General features: G+C 60.3%; 13 protein-coding genes. 1 reads left to right on the top strand and 12 read right to left on the bottom strand.

The features are described from left to right. Window positions 1–207 precede the first annotated feature (207 nt). The 9 genes from L0U84_RS38205 to L0U84_RS38165 all read right to left on the bottom strand — a co-directional run bounded on the left by L0U84_RS38205 (window position 208) and on the right by L0U84_RS38165 (window position 10,682). Complete coding sequence (locus L0U84_RS38205; RefSeq protein ID WP_326491236.1) at window positions 208–1,533, bottom strand: MFS transporter; 1,326 nt, start codon at window positions 1,531–1,533, stop codon at window positions 208–210. A gap of 49 nt (window positions 1,534–1,582) precedes the next feature. Then, the gene (locus tag L0U84_RS38200; protein ID WP_233858427.1) at window positions 1,583–2,890 is read right to left on the bottom strand and encodes an NAD(P)/FAD-dependent oxidoreductase; all 1,308 of its coding nucleotides are present in this window, start codon (window positions 2,888–2,890) and stop codon (window positions 1,583–1,585) included. A 12-nt stretch (window positions 2,891–2,902) separates the two neighbouring features. Further along, complete coding sequence (locus L0U84_RS38195; protein ID WP_233858425.1) at window positions 2,903–3,100, bottom strand: hypothetical protein; 198 nt, start codon at window positions 3,098–3,100, stop codon at window positions 2,903–2,905. Between the two features lie 367 nt (window positions 3,101–3,467). Beyond that, the gene (locus L0U84_RS38190; RefSeq protein ID WP_233858423.1) at window positions 3,468–4,478 is read right to left on the bottom strand and encodes a glutamate cyclase domain-containing protein; all 1,011 of its coding nucleotides are present in this window, start codon (window positions 4,476–4,478) and stop codon (window positions 3,468–3,470) included. Window positions 4,479–4,480: 2 nt separating this feature from the next. Then, entirely contained in the window at window positions 4,481–5,797 is a 1,317-nt protein-coding gene (locus tag L0U84_RS38185; RefSeq protein ID WP_233858421.1) for an aminotransferase class I/II-fold pyridoxal phosphate-dependent enzyme, read from the bottom strand. Between the two features lie 57 nt (window positions 5,798–5,854). Further along, window positions 5,855–6,859: a glutamate cyclase domain-containing protein gene (locus tag L0U84_RS38180; protein WP_233858419.1), complete on the bottom strand. Its 1,005-nt coding sequence runs from the start codon at window positions 6,857–6,859 to the stop codon at window positions 5,855–5,857. Between the two features lie 14 nt (window positions 6,860–6,873). Continuing rightward, window positions 6,874–8,190, bottom strand: a complete 1,317-nt coding sequence (locus tag L0U84_RS38175) for an MFS transporter (protein WP_233858417.1) — start codon at window positions 8,188–8,190, stop codon at window positions 6,874–6,876. A gap of 76 nt (window positions 8,191–8,266) precedes the next feature. Next, on the bottom strand, window positions 8,267–9,766 hold the full coding sequence (locus tag L0U84_RS38170) for an aldehyde dehydrogenase family protein (RefSeq protein WP_233858415.1): 1,500 nt from the start codon (window positions 9,764–9,766) through the stop codon (window positions 8,267–8,269). A 25-nt stretch (window positions 9,767–9,791) separates the two neighbouring features. After that, window positions 9,792–10,682, bottom strand: coding sequence for an NAD(P)-dependent oxidoreductase (locus L0U84_RS38165; protein WP_233858413.1), 891 nt, complete (start codon window positions 10,680–10,682; stop codon window positions 9,792–9,794). Window positions 10,683–10,890: 208 nt separating this feature from the next. Here L0U84_RS38165 and L0U84_RS38160 point away from each other — a divergent pair, with 208 nt between their 5' ends. After that, window positions 10,891–11,796 (top strand): LysR family transcriptional regulator, encoded by a 906-nt coding sequence (locus L0U84_RS38160; protein WP_233858411.1) that lies wholly within the window; start codon window positions 10,891–10,893, stop codon window positions 11,794–11,796. Between the two features lie 888 nt (window positions 11,797–12,684). Here the strand turns inward: L0U84_RS38160 and L0U84_RS38155 are convergent. The 3 genes from L0U84_RS38155 to L0U84_RS38145 are packed head-to-tail and all read right to left on the bottom strand — an operon-like array spanning window position 12,685 to window position 16,132. After that, window positions 12,685–13,518, bottom strand: coding sequence for an HpcH/HpaI aldolase/citrate lyase family protein (locus L0U84_RS38155; RefSeq protein ID WP_233858409.1), 834 nt, complete (start codon window positions 13,516–13,518; stop codon window positions 12,685–12,687). A gap of 20 nt (window positions 13,519–13,538) precedes the next feature. Next, window positions 13,539–14,717 (bottom strand): CaiB/BaiF CoA transferase family protein, encoded by a 1,179-nt coding sequence (locus tag L0U84_RS38150; protein WP_233858407.1) that lies wholly within the window; start codon window positions 14,715–14,717, stop codon window positions 13,539–13,541. A gap of 44 nt (window positions 14,718–14,761) precedes the next feature. Next, the gene (locus tag L0U84_RS38145) at window positions 14,762–16,132 is read right to left on the bottom strand and encodes a 2-hydroxycarboxylate transporter family protein (RefSeq protein ID WP_233858406.1); all 1,371 of its coding nucleotides are present in this window, start codon (window positions 16,130–16,132) and stop codon (window positions 14,762–14,764) included. Window positions 16,133–16,235 lie beyond the last annotated feature (103 nt).

Genomic DNA, 16,235 nt, shown 5'->3' with positions numbered 1-16,235 from the left:
GCCGTTACGGCACTGCTGAGAGCTTCGATGGAGCTCTGCCGCGGGCGTCATGCGGAATTTTAGCAACTCAGTCCGAGCCGTATCGGGCGCACAACGCATCATCCGTGTGCCGGCGTCAGGCCTGTTTCGTGCCGCAGAGAGTATCAGGTGAACGAACGGAGTTGGGGTTTCCGCGTACGGCTGCTTTTGACGGATTGTTGCGTCGGTCTATTTACCGCCAGCCGATTGAGCGAACATAAGCGCCGCGGCTGAAATCGAAAGCGCAACGCAGACGTAGATGGAAACAGGGAGACTCGAATTGTAGTGCTTGAAAAGCCACGTGATGATGAGAAGAGCGAATCCGCCGCCGATAACCCCAGCGAACGTGTAGGCCAGCGATGAGCCGGCGAAGCGCACCTTTGCATCGAACTGTTCCGTGACAAGGGCGGCCTGTACCCCATACATCGCCGCGTGCGCAGTCAGTCCAAAGACGACGGCACCGACAATCAGACCGACCTCGCGGGTATCAAAGAGTTCGAACGCTCCGAAGGCGGCGATGGCACCGGCAACGATTCCAAGCAGGTAGACTCGTCGCCGTCCAACCTTATCGGACAGGGCCCCGAAAGCCGGAATAAGAAGCAATTGTGCCGCAGCCCCTCCGAGCACGCCTGTGAGAGCAACGGATTTCGGCAGCCTCAGGACCTGTGACACGTAGGTCAGGCTGAACGTAGCCATCAGTGCGTAAAGAACGTCGCTTCCAATCCGCACGCCTCCCGCGACCATGAGACTCTTCATATGCAGGCGAAACACGTCCCTGATGGCCGTCGACGAACGGGCATGTTTTGCTTCAAGCTTTTCGAAATCCGGAGTCTCAGCGATGGCACGCCGAACCCACAGGCCTGCGGCGACAAGGCAAACACTGAGGACAAACGGAATACGCCACCCCCAACGCACAAAGTCGGCTGAAGGCATCGCAGACGTTGCGATCCAGAGCGTGGTGGTTGCCAAAAGCGTTCCGGCAGCCGGTCCAATCTGGGCGAACGATCCGTTGAACCCCCGCCTCTTCGCGCTGCCATGCTCCGAGGACAGGAGAACCGCGGCAGCCCAGTCGCCTCCAAGCGCCATGCCCTGCAAGAACCGCAGGCTCACGAGAAACATGGGCGCTGCGACGCCAATGGAGTCGTAAGTCGGCAGAACACCGATGGCGAGGCTCGAAATCCCCATCAGTAACAGCGTGATCAGCAGGACCGTCTTTCGTCCGAACTCGTCGCCGGCCCAGCCGAAAATCACTCCACCGATCGGTCGGGAGATATAGCCAATGGCGTATGTCGAAAACGCAAGAATCGTCCCCACCATTGGGTCGAAGGAAGGAAAGAACAGGCGGTTGAAGACCAGTGCCGCCATCGCGTTGTAAAGAGTAAAGTCGTACCACTCCAGGGTGGCGCCAGCCATGCTGGCAGCAGCCACCTTCACCATGGAGGTCCTGCCCTGCATCACTTTGCTATTTGTAATGCGAGTACCAGTCGCAGATTCACAGGGGTTTGTGTAATCCATGGATTTCGGTCTTCAATAGACGGTTTGGTAAGGGCCTAACGAGGGCTCACTAGTGAAGCTTCACCCGAGGCGCGCCCGCACGGCGGAGACTGTGTGCGAGCAGGCCCACCACCATGCGCCGCACGCCGGAGACAGCCAGCAGATGTTTTCGATAGAGCCCGGCGTACATGACGTTTGCAAGGAGCCCTTTTACGAATACGTTGCCGACGTTTGCAACTGCGGCCACGCTTCCGACAGCGGACGAAGACCCTAGCGAGACGAGTGAGCCGTGGTCCTTGTACTGGAAAACTCCCACGGCCCTGCCTTCCATGCGAGCGCGCAGCGCCTTAAAGAGAAACAGAGCCTGCTGGTGCGCGGCCTGAGCCCTTGGTGGGACCATGCGGTTTTCCGTCCACGAACAGCTCGCGCAGTCCCCGAGTGCGAAGATGTTTTCGTCGGTCTCGCTTTGCAGCGACCCGATTACCTTTATCTGATTGATGCGATTCACCGCAAGTCCATCCAGTGTGGCAAGCACATCTGGGGCCTTGATTCCCGCGGCCCAGATGGTGACGTCTGCCGGGATCAGGCGGCCGCTTTTTGTCCGCACACTTCGCGTGCTTACTTCGGTCACGGGGTCCGAGACCGAAACTTCGATACCCATCGATTCGAGCGACGTCCGCGTCGATACAGAAATCTTCGGTGGGAGAACAGGAAGGATGCGCTCCCCGGCCTCCAGGAGAGTGACTTTCATCACGCCTTGCCCTTCAGGGGCGAGCAACCCGAATTGCCGGAACGCGCTTTCCATACGACGAAGCTCAGCGGCAAGTTCAACGCCGGTCGCACCGCCACCAATGATTGAGATGCCCACGCTGTCCTTTATTCCGCCAGACGCGAGGGCGCGGTTTCTGACGCATGTCTGCAGCAGGTGTCTGCGAAGACGCTCTGCCTGTTCCAGCGTGTCAAGCGTGATCGCGTTACGTTCTGCGCCCGGGATACCGAAAAAGTTTGTGCGGCTGCCTAGCGCCAGTACAAGCGTGTCGTATTCGAGAACTCGGGCAGGAACAATTTCTTCTCCTCGCTCTTCGCTATCCATCATGGCGTTAAGGCGGATTGTGCGTCCCTGCCTGTCAAGGCCGGCCATCTCCCCATGCACAAACTCGAAGTGGTGCCAGTGAGCATGCGCGGCGTAAGTTATTTGATGGGCCTGCGTGTCGAGACTGCCTGCAGCGACTTCATGCAGCAACGGCTTCCACACATGTGTCGGACAGCGGTCGACGAGGGTGACTTGCGCACGGCCCACTTTTCCAAGCCGGTCGCCGAGTCGCGTCGCCAGTTCAAGACCGCCAACTCCGCCTCCAACAATCACGATACGATGCATCACACCCCCCGTTCAGTTGTAGCCGAGAATTGCAGTGAAAAAGACGTCCGCACGGTCACTGACGTTGCTCGCGAGGGTCGACGTCGGGCGCTGCAGCAACGAGGCGTACAGCGAGTTCTGCTGCGGTTTGGCTCGCTCCGCGCGAGTGACACCTGCAGGAATCACTTCGGCTACTTCGAGGGCAATTTGCACTACACGATGCGAATTCATTCCATCCACCTTTTGTCGAAAAACTGAACCATTTGAGCTACCAAGGTGCCCCGTCGGAAAGGCCTGATGTGTGTGACGAGAGCAGTTGGCTCTACTATAGGAAGCCTGAAACAGAAAAAAAAGACGACATGTTTTGACGGTACTCGTTAGTTTTTCTTACTGTGTGGCCAGGTTCGAAAGTCCGAAAATCGCTTGCTGGAAACGCGCGTCGGCGCCTGCCCTATACGATCACGGCAGGCGCAAAAGCCGACGGGCGGAAAGGCCGAAGGGCAACCGATTCAGATAAAAGGCAGATGGACGGAAGTCGTCCGGAGAGGTGTCTTCCCACGTATCGCGAGTCAATACGTGGGAAGCGTGTGGGAAATGGCTACTTGAACGCTGGCGCGATGATGGTCGAAATAAGCTGTACTACAGCCATATGAGTCGCCTCAGGAATGCCGTCGACGTTGCTGTCGATGACATTGGCGACCGAGTTGATAAGCCCGACGTCTACCCCTCGCCTCAGAAGTGCCGCCTCCAGCACAGGACTATGCGCAAGTGTTGTCTTGCCCATGCGCGCTGCAAATGCTCCGGCAATCGCATAGCAACCCCAGTTGGAGCAGGCAGCTGTCACCAGCACGTCCGTGCCGGTCACTGCACCGATACCGGCACTCCCGTCTGGACGCTTGTCGCCGAATTTGACGTATCTCTGAACGGCTTCCGACACGACGCTCATTCCAATCTCGTTGCCGCCGTCCCCGACCGCCACAGTCGGAATCTTCTGCGCAATTGCTTCATCGAACAGAAAGTCTATTCGGGCACGGCCCATTCCGTAGTCGACGCCACGCATACTGCAGTAGACGCCGTCGACGTTACGTCCCACACGCTCCGTGGAGAAAAAAAGCGCCGGTTGATACTTGTCGATGAGGGACCTCGACACATCTTTCGCCCCCGCTTCGTCGAGCGGGAATGGTTCCACACACACGACGGCAAGACTCCCATCGTCGCGTGCGATTTTTGCCTGTTCATAGGGCAGAACGGTCAGTCCGGCAGTGGTGAGAATGGCGGAGGTCGTTGGAATGAGCGTCTCTTCAACGAAGGTGATACAGAGCGCCTTCTTCGCAAGCGATAACGCCCTCACCACCACTGCAAGCCCGGCCGGTCCATCGTTCTCGCCGATGCATGGCGAAACCCACGCACGCGATACCGAGCCTGTTGTCACGAAGACGTTCGCCTTGTCAGGAATCGCCGCGAGCGCATCTGCTGCAGCGCCCACGAGCGGCCCCCCTTGGCGCTTGCGGGCCGCGGCATAGAGTTGCTCGACGCCGCGCCCACCGAGGTCGAGAGAGACGAGCGAATCAAGACGCTCGTCAATGGGAGCAAAGCTGGCTGTTGTCATGTTCAGTTCCCGAGGACCAGTTGCGCAATCGCGGTGCGGTCGTGGATGATCGCAGCGACCTTGTCGAGCGACGACATGACGGCGGACACAACCGCGTCAACCCCGCCGGTGCGGCCCAATGCATCCAGAGTCGGCTTCAGCCTTAGAGAGACACGGGCGCCAGGCTGACCGTGCGTATTCACGGTCAGAATGCCATGGTCCTCCAACAGGACCATGCCGAGGGCGGAGGTTGCCTCGCAGGGGACAACGACAGGCTTTTCATCTGCACGACCGGACAGCTTCAACAGCACGCGCAGCACTGCGTCCTCGTCGACCATCGGACCGAGGTCGCTACGATGAACCAGGTCTTTACCCATTTTCTGCTCAAGTGCTTCGGCAAGCTTCTGGCCCGCCGCCGATTCCTGGCGCAGATCTTCCGGCTGGTATTTCTGAAGCGAACGCAACACTGCAGCGGCGATCGGTGCGCGAGCTTCCATGCCGAATTCAGCGCCCTTTGCCGCTGCGGCCGTCACGAGTTCCTTGCGGCCCACGAGCACACCCGCGCGTGGCCCCGACAGGCCAGCCTTGTCGCAGTTCGTGACGGAAATGTCTGCGCCGAGTTGTAGGCTCAGTTGACCGCCATGTAGCACGGTGCGCAGGCGCGCACCGTAGGCCTCGTCCAGGAAGACTTTTGCGCCCAGTGCGTGCGCATACTGAATGACTTCCCTGGTAATGTGGTCCTCGACGCGTTCGAGACTACTCGTCACCGTCGTGATGACGACGAGCGCGGGCCGGATCGATTCGACAATTTTCGACCATTGCGCGTCAGCCTGAACCTCATGGACGGGAACGTTCGCAATTTTCGAGCCGCGCACGACGGACGCGTGTGAGCGTCCACCGGGCGGAACAACGGAGACAACCGGCTTGCCATCGGCCAGCGCGGCGATGGTCGCGATGATGCCCGCGCTGGTCCGGTTGAAGATGGCGACAGCGTCATCGCTTCTTCCGCCCATATGGCCAATCGCGACCTGGCGTAGCTCTTCAGCAGCCAGTCCCGGACCGACCCATTCCTCGCATAACGTCGCTATATCTTCAGCGTGGATCGGAAAGTCACGCTGATTGCCCGTAAACACGCCAATCGATTCCGCACCCAGCATTTTCACGCGACGCGCGGCCACGGCTTGTCCGTGGCGCAGTCGCAGCGCCTCGTCAATGCTCGAGCGAATAATGGAGCCGCGGGCAAAGCCTACGGTTGGATCAATCGGATTGCCAAAGCTGTCCGTCTTTGTCGAAGCCGTGTCAGAAGACAGCACTGCCTTCATTTCTTTCACGTCACTCATGTCTTACACCTGTCAATTCAAAAATGTTGCTGCTTGATTTGTGGATGTTTCGGGCCTTCAGATGGACACGCTAACGATGCTTCTGAGCAGTTCGACGAACGATGTATGTCCTTCCCAGTTGATGCCGTCTACGGCGACGTCCGCCTTCGAGGTCGCCCCGTCTCTCGCTCCGGCTTTTACCGTCGCCTCGATGAGGGCGTGCTCCAGTCTCGGTGTGTGAAGAACGCTAAGGTCTCCTGCTCTTGCCGCGAGCGCTGCGGCGATGCCGTAAGCGCCCCAGTTCGAAACAGAGGCGCTTACAACAACATCTGTCGCCGTGACGGTCACGACGCCGGACGCGTGGCCCGCGAGAGATTTGCCGCCGAGCGGGTGTACGGCGGTAATGGCATCGCGTACCGCCCCAAACCCCACTTCATTGCCGCCATCTCCAATACCGACGGTTAGCACGCCGCGCCTGCGAGCAAGATCGGCGAGCAAATAGACATGCCCGACGTCCTCCGGATTGCGGCAATCACCACGCACGCCGTGGAAATACCCCTCCTCATTCGGGCCGTCGCGTTCGACGAAGATGATGGCGCGAGGCCGATACTCTTCCATCAGCGCGTCGGCCATCGCTTGGCCTGGTTCGAGCCCCAACGGAAACGAGACCACTGAGATCGTCTGCAAGCGATCTCCTTGTGCCAGTTCCGCGTTGACAACCTCCGCCACAGCAGCGACGGGGGCTGCATGGGCCTCTTCGGTAACCAGCACGACCCGGACGCCGAACGCGAGAATCAATGCGCGAGCCAGAACCGCCGCGCCTACGGGACCATCCGTTTCGCCCTGCGGCAACTTGGGCGCGACACCTGCCCCTGTCGCGATGAAAACAATGTCGCCGCGTGAGAGGGTGTCGGCTAGTCTGCGAGCCGCGAGCGAACTGAGCGGTTCGCCGTGATGGGCACGGCAAACCTCGTACATCGGCACGACGAAGCCGGCGGGAAGTCCCCCATTCAGCGGGCGGATCTCGACGGTCATCAGCCGGTCGATACGCTCGCCGGTAAGTTGTTCGTGAGTGTTGTTCATTTTCAGGCCGGACCTTATTGATCGATAGGTTCGCGGAACGTCTCTTTCACTAACAGGACGCAAACGAGCGTGATGATCGCGGCGACGACGACGTACCACGAAACAGCCATCGAACTGCCGGTGCGGGCGACAAGCCAGGCGGCGATCAGGGGCGTCGGCGCGCTCGAGACAATGCCGGAGAGTTGATAAGCCGTGGATGAGCCGCTAAAGCGATACCGGGTGGGATACTGCTCCGCGTAGATCACGCCATGCAGAGATCCGGTTGAGGCATGGCCAATCCCGAGGCCGAGAGACAGTGCGACGGTGATCAGCACCGGATTTCCGGTGTCGAGCAGCCAGAACATGGGAAACGCATACACGGCGAAGAAGATCGCTCCAAACCCGTAGACCACCTTTCGCCCGATCTTGTCGGAGAGCCAGCCGAAGAACGGCTGCATGATCAGGTCGACAACGGCCGCGATGAGCAGTCCCGTCGATGCGACGCCACGCGGAAGGTGCAGCGTGCCCGTGATATAGGTCAGCGCGTATACCGTGATCAGAAAATACCCGACGTTCGCAGCAGTCTGGAAGAAGACCATGATGAGCGTCTTCTTCTTTTCGTTTTGCCAAACTTCCAGCAACGGAATGCGCGCTACCTTGCCTGCCGCTTTTACCTTTTCGAAGTTGGCCGGCTCCGTGACCTGGAGGCGGATGTACATACCCACGAACAGCAGCGCGAGACTGAAGATGAACGGCAAACGCCATCCCCAGGCAAAGAACTGACTGTCGGGCAACGACGATACGAGAGCGAACGCAGCGGTCGAAACGAGCAGACCGGCGGGCACCCCCATCTGCATGGTGGCGCCAAAGAGCCCGCGCCGCCCTTCTGGCGCGTGTTCGACCGTCATCAGCGCGGCGCCGCCCCACTCGCCACCGAGCGCAAATCCTTGCACCACACGCAGCGCAATAAGCAGGGCGGGGCTCCAGTTGCCAACCGAATTGTACGAGGGCAGAAAGCCAATTGCCGCCGTGCACAGCCCCATCACCAGGAGCGTGAAGATCAGCATCTTCTTGCGCCCGATACGATCGCCAAAGTGGCCGATGACCATGCCGCCGAGCGGACGAAGTATGAACGCGACTGCAAACGAAGCCATGGAAGCCAGCGTTGCCAGTTCGGGTGATAGTTCGTTGAAGAACACCTTCGGGAACACCAGTGCCGCGGCCGTTCCGTAGAGAAAGTAGTCGTACCACTCGACGGTCGTGCCGATAAACGAACTCAGCGCCGCTCGCGTCGAGGTGGCGCGCGACTCGGCGTGCGCGCCTTCTGTGGTTGCTGCCAGATTTGCATTCATCGTCTCACTCCAAACCTGAATAGGGTCGAGTCTGGTGGCGACCCGGTCGATAGCCGGGCCGTCCTTGATGCCGTCGTTAGACGTTGATCGTCACGCTTTTGCGGGAGGTATAAGCCTCGAGTGCGCCTTCGATCGAATACTCGGCGCCAATGCCGCTCTGCTTGGCGCCACCGTAAGACATGCCGGGAATCTGCCCGCCTGCGCGGTTGACCTGTAGCCAGCCGGCGTCGATCTGCTCGGTGGCCTTCAGTGCTTTCGTGATGTCGTTGGTGAAGACATAGGCGGCGAGCCCGTAGACGGTATCGTTCGCCCACCGGATCACTTCTTCCTCATCCGACCATGGAATTGCCACGAGCACAGGACCGAACACTTCCTCACGCGTGACGCGCCACGCGTTGTCGACGCCGGCAAAGATCACCGGTTCGGGGAAGAAACCCTTCGCCTCTTCCACAGGCGGCGGCAACGAACCGGTCAGGACGTGCGCGCCCGCATCGATGGCTTCCTTGATGAACGCCCGGACTTCCGAATAACGCTCCGCGTTGATGATCGCGCCGATATCGTTCGATTCGTCGAGCGAGTCGCCAATCTTCAGTTCCTTGACCTTCGCGACGAGCCTGGTCATCACAGCATCCCACACGTCCTTGTGGACGTAGAGCCGCGAGCCGGCCGTACACGACTGACCCTGACGCGCGAAGCGCATCGCGTTGATGATCCCGGTGACGGTGGCGTCGATGTATTCCGGCGTCGCGGCGTCGGGATAGACGATGCAAGGGCTCTTGCCGCCGAGTTCCAGCGTGGCATGGCCGATGCGATCCGCGACGGCGTGCCCCACGAGTTTGCCAACTTCGAGCGAACCGGTGAACGACACCTTTGCGACGTTGGTATGCGCTGCAAGCGGCGCACCGGCATCAATACCCGTTCCCGTGACGACGTTGAAAACGCCTGCGGGGAAGAGACCGGTCGCAAGTTCGGCGATCTTGATGACAGCCAGCGGAGCGTCCTCGGCAGGTTTCAGCACCAGGGTGTTGCCAGTGCCGAGTGCCATGCCGATTTTCACGGCGGCCAGCACGACGGGCGAGTTCCACGGAATGATGGCGCCGACTACGCCGAGCGGCTCGCGCGTGGAGTAGCTGAAAAGGCCCGGGCCCAGCGGCAGCGTTTCGCCTTTCTGCTCCGCAATGACACCGCCGTAGTAGCGCAGGACCTCGGCAGCGCCAAGCACTTCCGGCCGGCTTTGCGTGCGCAGTGCATTGCCGCTTTCCGCGGCGAGTACACGCGCGATCTCTTCAGCGTTGGCCGTCACGCGGTTGCCGAGTTCCGTCAGCAGCGCCCCGCGGGCGCGGGACGCGAGACGACGCCACTTCGGGAAGGCGGCTGCAGCGGCTGCGACAGCTGCATTCACGTCGTCGGCATCGCTGGCGCCGATGGTCGCGAGCTTTTCGCGGCGCGACGGGTTTTCAACGTCGAGGGTTTTACCCTTGGCTGGTGTACACCATTCGTTGTTGATCAACAGGCCGGTGATGCCAGCCTTCGGCAGGATAACTTCGGCGTTAGGGGTATCGGTACGTGAGTTCACAGTGAGTCCTTCAATCTTTGGATGATTACTGGGCCGCCGGCAGGCTCAGACGCACGCCCAGCAGTTCTTCATAGATTTCATTGACGCTCGTGGAATCCTTGCCGCCCAGGCCCTTCGCGCGGGCGGCGTTGTACGTCTGGAGAACAAGCTGGCCGAGAGGCATCGGCAGATTCGAGAACTCATCCAGACACAGCTTGATGTCCTTGTGCATGAGGTCGATGGCGAAGTTCGCCGGGCGCTCGGCGGTGAACAAGGTCTTCGGCAGGTAGTCGAGCATCTTGCTGCCCGCGAGCCCTGCGCTCAGCACGTCGCACAGGACATCGAGCCTCGCGCCAGCCTTCACGCTTGCCGTCAGCACTTCGCCTAGTGCGACCGTGTTGATTGCGGTGAGCAGGTTATGGCTGATCTTGGTCAGTTGGCCTGCGCCGATATCGCCACAATGGACCACTCGGCCGGCGAGCACGTCAAAGATGGGCTTGAGCTTTTCAATCACGCCTGGGGCGCCGCCAACCATCAAGACCAGCTTGCCATTCTCGGCACCCGCAACACCTCCGCTGACCGGCGAGTCGACGAACAACACGTTCTTTTGAGCAGCCTCTGCGGCAATTTCCTTCGTCGTCGCAGGATCAACCGTGCTGAAGTCGACGATGATTGCGCCTTCGGCTGCTGTTTTGAGCACGCCCTCACTGCCGGTCACTGCATCACGCAGCGTCTTTGGGCTTGGCAGGCTCAGGAGGATCCGCTCTGCGTCGACAGCCGCCTCGGCGGGATTCTTCGTTGCCGTCGCGCCTTTCGTTGCGAGCGCGTCCATCGCGGCCTGGCTCGGATCGTACACACGGACCTGGTGGCCTGCTGCGACCAGGCGCGCGGCCATCCGCCCTCCCATCCGTCCCACACCGATAAAAGCAACCTTCATTCTTTCCTCCAACGGGTCTCTATAGATTGAACCTGCGACGCTCAGGCTTAGCTAAGTCACTGTCTGCCAAGGGTTTTCCCTTGTCGCTGCGGCCTTTTGCGTCCCGGTGATGTGACTATAGAAAGTCCCGTTAAGAAAAAAAAGACGACACTTTTTGACGCTATGGGTAAGTTTTGGTTACGATTAACGGTCGACCACGGAGTCGCTCATGCTCAATCTCAGCCGTCTTCGCCTGCTTCACGAACTGTCCGTCCTTGGCACGATCTCCGCAGTAGCGGATGCCGTGCACCTGACGAGACCGGCCGTGTCGCAGCAGCTTGCCCAACTCGAAGATGAACTTGATACCGTTCTGATTGAACGCTCGGGTCGGGGGGTCCAACTGACCCCCGCAGGGCGGCGCCTTGTTGCTCGAGCCACGGACCTGTTCCAGATGGTCGAGGAAATCGAAGCCGAGGTAGCCGCGGCCAATTTGGAGGTCAGTGGTGAAGTGCGGCTGTCGGCGTTTGGATCGCTCGCCAGCAGTGTGGTGCCACTCGCCGTCAAGCATCTGCTGGACTTGCATCCTCGGTTGAGCGTGATTTTCACTGAACTGGAACCGTCGGAGGGGTTGCGCGCCGCAGCCGCGAAGCAGACGGATATCGCGATCGTCGACGACCTTGTTAGCGCGGAAGCGCTCGCAAGCGTGCTGGAATTTCTTCCATTGTGCGTTGACCACTTCGATGCGGTCGTGTCTGCAAACCACAAGCTTGCCGGGCGCAAGTCGGTTCAGCTCTCTGACCTGGCTCACGAGCGGTGGGCGCTGAACCAGTCTGCTGCCACCTACCACACGTTTTTGCTCAACGCCTGCTTTGCAGGTGGCTTTACGCCCAAGGTCACGACGAGCAGCCGGAACATGGCGGTGACCCTGGAAATGGTGAGAACCGGCGGGGCTGTTGCGGTGCTGCCTCGCCTTGGGCTTCGCCACGCTGAGAAAGATCCAGACTTTTCGATACTGCCCATTGACCCGGTTCTCAATCGTCGGGTCTTTATGGCGCTGCCCAAAGGTACGGCAAAGCGTCCGGCGGTAGCGGCAGTTCTCGACGCGCTTACCCTGGCGGCCAACGAGCACCATTGAGATAGCGGGCTGTCGGTCGGTGGCTTCAACTTTCAGTGGGGATGTAGCTGCTCCACACCCGTGGAACCAATTCCAAACTCAATTTCCCAACGGCTGGTTTTCAGGTCGCAACGGCGGAAGCCTGACGGTCAGGCTACATGCACAATTCGGCCAGAGCCGACATTGGGCCGGGCTGAGTTCTACGTCAGCGATAAGGCGGCGGATTGCTGACGGTCGTGGCACCGACCAGCCGAACGACAGCTTCCTCGATCGGCGAACTCACACTCCCGACCCAACTCGGTCACTCACCGCCGGCGCTCGTCAATGACCGCTTTCAGAGGCGGAGCCGCCGTCGTTTGATTATTCTCACCGTGTCAGTGCGGGCTCGATGGCGTCATAGCGGTGACGAGCTAATTGCGCCCCGTCCTGGGACTTCTCGGGGAGTTGCGCTTGCACAGCGGACCAGCGGCTTCGATTCATCAATGGATGCCTTCCTCACGAACGCGTTGTCCCGCGGAGGGTGCGATCGGTGCCGAAAGGTTGCGGGAACCGGATGGGACCGCAGATTCACCACTTTGTATCTTTGAATGGCGCATGCAGGTCCATCCAGTCGTAGGGCATGCTTGCCGCGATCCAAGGCCAAGTTGCTGCGTCATCTATGGCTTGGCCAGCTGATTTGGTCGCTCCGGGGAGCGCCACGTGGCTCCGCTCTGTCTCATCATTCGCGCATCGGCCCGGCTCATTAATCAAATCCGCGCTTTCCATCGGGACTCTCTCTTCAGTTTATTGACGGAAGTCGTCGCAGAGGGAAGTAATGCTGACGGCTATCTGGAAACTTGCAGCAAAGCAATGCGCAAGCTGTGATTTTTGATAGAGCCTTACTGCGAATCACACAGTAAGGGGAAGGCGTTACGCCAATGGCGCTGGCAAGCTCGCCAGAATCTCGCGTGCTTTCAGAAGGACGGGCGTGTCGATCATCTTTCCGTCGAGTGCGACGGCCGCACCGCCACTCGCCTCGGTCGCTTCGACAACGCGTCGGGCCCACGCCACCTCATCATCACGCCACGCGAACGCCGCATGCACGGCCGCAATCTGCTTTGGGTGGATGCACAGCTTGCCGCGAAATCCCAGGCGTCTCGCCCGCCGCGCCTCCTGTTCTATGACGGCCGCGTCGTCGAATACGGTAGTGACGCCATCAATCGGCGCGGCAATGCCAGCGAGTCGCGATGCCAGGGTCAGTCGCGTACGAAAGTAGAGCAACTCGTCACCGTCGCCTTCGATGCCAACGTCGAGCTGGAAATCGATTGTTCCGAACATCAGACGTTCAATACGTGGTGCGCTCGCGATCGCATCGAGTGCGGCAAACGCGCGCGCGCTCTCGATCAACGGCACGATGCGCAAGGCGTCGTGGGCGCCGGCGGCCGCGACGATCAGCGTCGCAGCATCCTCTGCTTTCGGCACGACCAATCCAGCTACACGCGGCAACGCGCTAAGTGAGCGCTCGTCGGCGAACCAGTCGGTCGTGACCGCGTTGATACGCACGTAAATCGGCGTGGGTGATGCCGAGTCGTCGGGTGCGTTTCCAGCAAGCCATTCACGGACTTGCGCGCGCGCTGCAACTTTGTCGGCCGGTGGCACGGCATCTTCGAGGTCGACTATGACGGCGTCGGCACCTGCGGCGAGCGCTTTCTCAAAGCGCTCAGGGCGATTACCAGGAACGAACAACCAGGAACGGATTGACATGATCGGGGTCTCTTTCGGCATCAAACCGTGTGCTCGGCGTGCATTGCGTCGATCTGAGCGTGGGTCAGGCCCAGTTCGGCGAGAATAGCGTCGGTGTGTTGCCCCAGTGCGGGGATCGGATCCATGCGCGGCGAGAACGACGCCGGCATGCCCGGCGGCAGAAGCGCAGCGACCGGACCGTTCGGCGCTTGCACTTCGGTCCAGCGACCGCGAGCTGCCAACTGCGGATGATCCCAGACGTCGTGCATCGAGTTCAGATTGGCGTTGGCAATGCCGATCGCGTCGAGACGCGCGACCAACTGTGCCGCGGTCAGCTGACTGAACACGTCGTTGATGATGCTGCGCAAGGTATCGCGATGTTCAATCCGCAGTGGATTCGACCGAAAGCGCGCGTCGTCGGCCAGTTCCGGCTTCTCGAGGACCTTCTCGCAGAATACCTTCCACTCGCGCTCGTTCTGCAAGCCGAGCATGACGGTCTTGCCGTCGCCGGCCGGGAAAGGCCCGTACGGATAGATGGTCGCGTGTGCCGCGCCGGCGCGCGGCGGTGGCGCCTGATCGTCGATCGCATAATACAGAGGGAAGCTCATCCACTCGACCATGCATTCGAGCATCGATACGTCGATGCGGCAGCCGCGCCCGGTCTTCTGACGTTGCAGCAGCGCGGACAGGATGTTGGTGTACGCATACATACCGGCCGCAATATCAGCAATCGAGCAGCCGGCCTTTGCGGATTCCTCGGGCGACCCTGTCACCGACAGAAAACCGGACTCGCTCTGGATGAGCAGGTCGTACGCCTTCTTGTTGCGATAGGGGCCGTCGGGGCCGTAGCCCGAGATGCCACAAACGATGATCTGCGGATATTTCCCGGACAGGGCCTCGTACGACAAGCCGAGCCGGTCGGCGGCTCCCGGCGCGATGTTCTGCACGAGTACGTCGGCGTCGGCCAGAAGACGATGCAGCACGTCCTGCGCAGCCGGCTGCTTGAGGTCGAGTGAAAGGCTTTCCTTCGAACGGTTGGTCCACACGAAGTGTGACGACATGCCGTCGACCCGTGCATCGTAGGCGCGGGCGAAATCACCGACGCCGGGGCGCTCGATCTTGATGACCCGGGCGCCGAGGTCGGCCAGTTGACGGGTGCAGAACGGCGCCGCGATAGCGTGTTCGAGCGAGATGATTTTGATGCTATCGAGGGGTCTCATGACAACAGTCTCCGAATACTGATAGTGAAAGGCTGGCGTGGGAATCAGACAATCCTGGCGAGCACGATGAGGCTCAGCGTGATCGTGATTGCGCCGCCGATACGGGTGGCAATCTGTGCGAACGGCATGAGGCGCATGCGATTAGCGGCGGTGAGGATGGCGACGTCGCCGGTGCCGCCCATGCCGCTATGCGTGCCCACGACGATGGCTGCGTCGATCGGGTACATCTTCATGCGGCGTGCGGTGAAAAATGCGGTCGCCATCAGCGTAGCCACAGTCGCGACGATGGTCACGACCGTCGGCACATTGAACGAAGAGATGATCTTCTGCCACGGCGTGATGACCACGCCGATTGCGAACAGCAGCGGATACGTGACCGCCGTCGCGAAGAACTTGTAGACCACACCCGCACCCTGTTCCAGACGGGGCGAAAACACGAAGAACACCTTCGCCGCGACTGCAAGCACCAGCATCACCACCGGACCGGGAAGGCCCAGCGTGTTCTGCGCCAGTGTGCCGACGAAATACAGGCATACGGCGATCATGCCGGCTGCGGCGATGTCGGTGACATCCATCGGCGCGCTGGACTTTGCGCCTTCAGGCAAGCCGTCGTTGCCCGAGCGCATCAACTGGCCGTTGCCTGTCAGCGACGGATAGCGCTTGCCAATTGCGTTGAGCACGCCCGAAAACACAATCGCCGTCACGTTGCCGATCATTACGGCCGGCATTGCCTGCGCGAGCAACTCGCCAGCCGGGTGATGCAGCACTTCCGAATAGCCGAGCGTGAGCGGAATGACACCCTCGCCAAGACCGCCCGACATGACAGGGAGCACGACGAAGAAGACCGTATGGAATACGCCCATGCCGAGCATCGTGCCGACCGCTGTCCCGACCACGCCGGCGACCACCGAGCCTACGGCCAGCGGCACGAACATACGCAGGAAGCCGGCGATCAGAACCTTGCGGTCCATGCTCAGGATGCTGCCAACGATAATCGCGGGAATGAACAGGTACAGGAAGTTCCCGGCCTTCCAGAATTCGACGATTGGCTTGACCACAGCCGGCGGCAATGCTTGGGTGAAGACCAGGTAGGACGGCAGAAACGTCACCAGGATCACCGGGCCGCCAATGCTACGGAACACCGGAATGCGCTGGCCGATCTCCATGCATGTGAAGCTACATATCGCGAGTAAAGCAATGATCGGTGAGAGTTCGGCCGATAGTTTGCCCGTTACCGCCGTCGCGATCAGCGCGAGGGCTAGCAAAATATGCACGGGCAAAGGAACGATGCCGATGCGCATGTCCATCAATCGCCACCATGCGTCGCGAAGCCGGTGCACGCTGCCGGTCGAGGGACAGTTGTCCGACGGGGCATGCTCGGTCGCGCCAAGGTGGGTGCGTTCAGGTAACTGCATTTGCTTGTCTCCAATCTGTGTGTTTTCTGAGGCCAACTATAGGCGCGCAAGACGGGCTGGAGGAAATACTGAATTCGGATGCGGGTATAGACGTGATCTATGG

This window comes from Paraburkholderia sp. HD33-4 (genome assembly GCF_021390635.1).
In the GTDB taxonomy this organism is placed as follows: Bacteria; Pseudomonadota; Gammaproteobacteria; order Burkholderiales; family Burkholderiaceae; genus Paraburkholderia.
This window is presented reverse-complemented; position numbering and strand designations above follow the sequence as displayed.

Bases quoted from the DNA above. Each gene is read 5' to 3' on its own strand.
- L0U84_RS38190 (WP_233858423.1), bottom strand. From the start codon at position 4,478: ATGACAACAGCCAGCTTTGCTCCCATTGACGAGCGTCTTGATTCGCTC.
- L0U84_RS38165 (WP_233858413.1), bottom strand. From the start codon at position 10,682: ATGAAGGTTGCTTTTATCGGTGTGGGACGGATGGGAGGGCGGATGGCC.
- L0U84_RS38195 (WP_233858425.1), bottom strand. From the start codon at position 3,100: ATGAATTCGCATCGTGTAGTGCAAATTGCCCTCGAAGTAGCCGAAGTG.
- L0U84_RS38145 (WP_233858406.1), bottom strand. From the start codon at position 16,132: ATGCAGTTACCTGAACGCACCCACCTTGGCGCGACCGAGCATGCCCCG.
- L0U84_RS38150 (WP_233858407.1), bottom strand. From the start codon at position 14,717: ATGAGACCCCTCGATAGCATCAAAATCATCTCGCTCGAACACGCTATC.
- L0U84_RS38205 (WP_326491236.1), bottom strand. From the start codon at position 1,533: ATGGATTACACAAACCCCTGTGAATCTGCGACTGGTACTCGCATTACA.
- L0U84_RS38160 (WP_233858411.1), top strand. From the start codon at position 10,891: ATGCTCAATCTCAGCCGTCTTCGCCTGCTTCACGAACTGTCCGTCCTT.
- L0U84_RS38175 (WP_233858417.1), bottom strand. From the start codon at position 8,190: ATGAATGCAAATCTGGCAGCAACCACAGAAGGCGCGCACGCCGAGTCG.
- L0U84_RS38200 (WP_233858427.1), bottom strand. From the start codon at position 2,890: ATGCATCGTATCGTGATTGTTGGAGGCGGAGTTGGCGGTCTTGAACTG.
- L0U84_RS38180 (WP_233858419.1), bottom strand. From the start codon at position 6,859: ATGAACAACACTCACGAACAACTTACCGGCGAGCGTATCGACCGGCTG.
- L0U84_RS38185 (WP_233858421.1), bottom strand. From the start codon at position 5,797: ATGAGTGACGTGAAAGAAATGAAGGCAGTGCTGTCTTCTGACACGGCT.
- L0U84_RS38155 (WP_233858409.1), bottom strand. From the start codon at position 13,518: ATGTCAATCCGTTCCTGGTTGTTCGTTCCTGGTAATCGCCCTGAGCGC.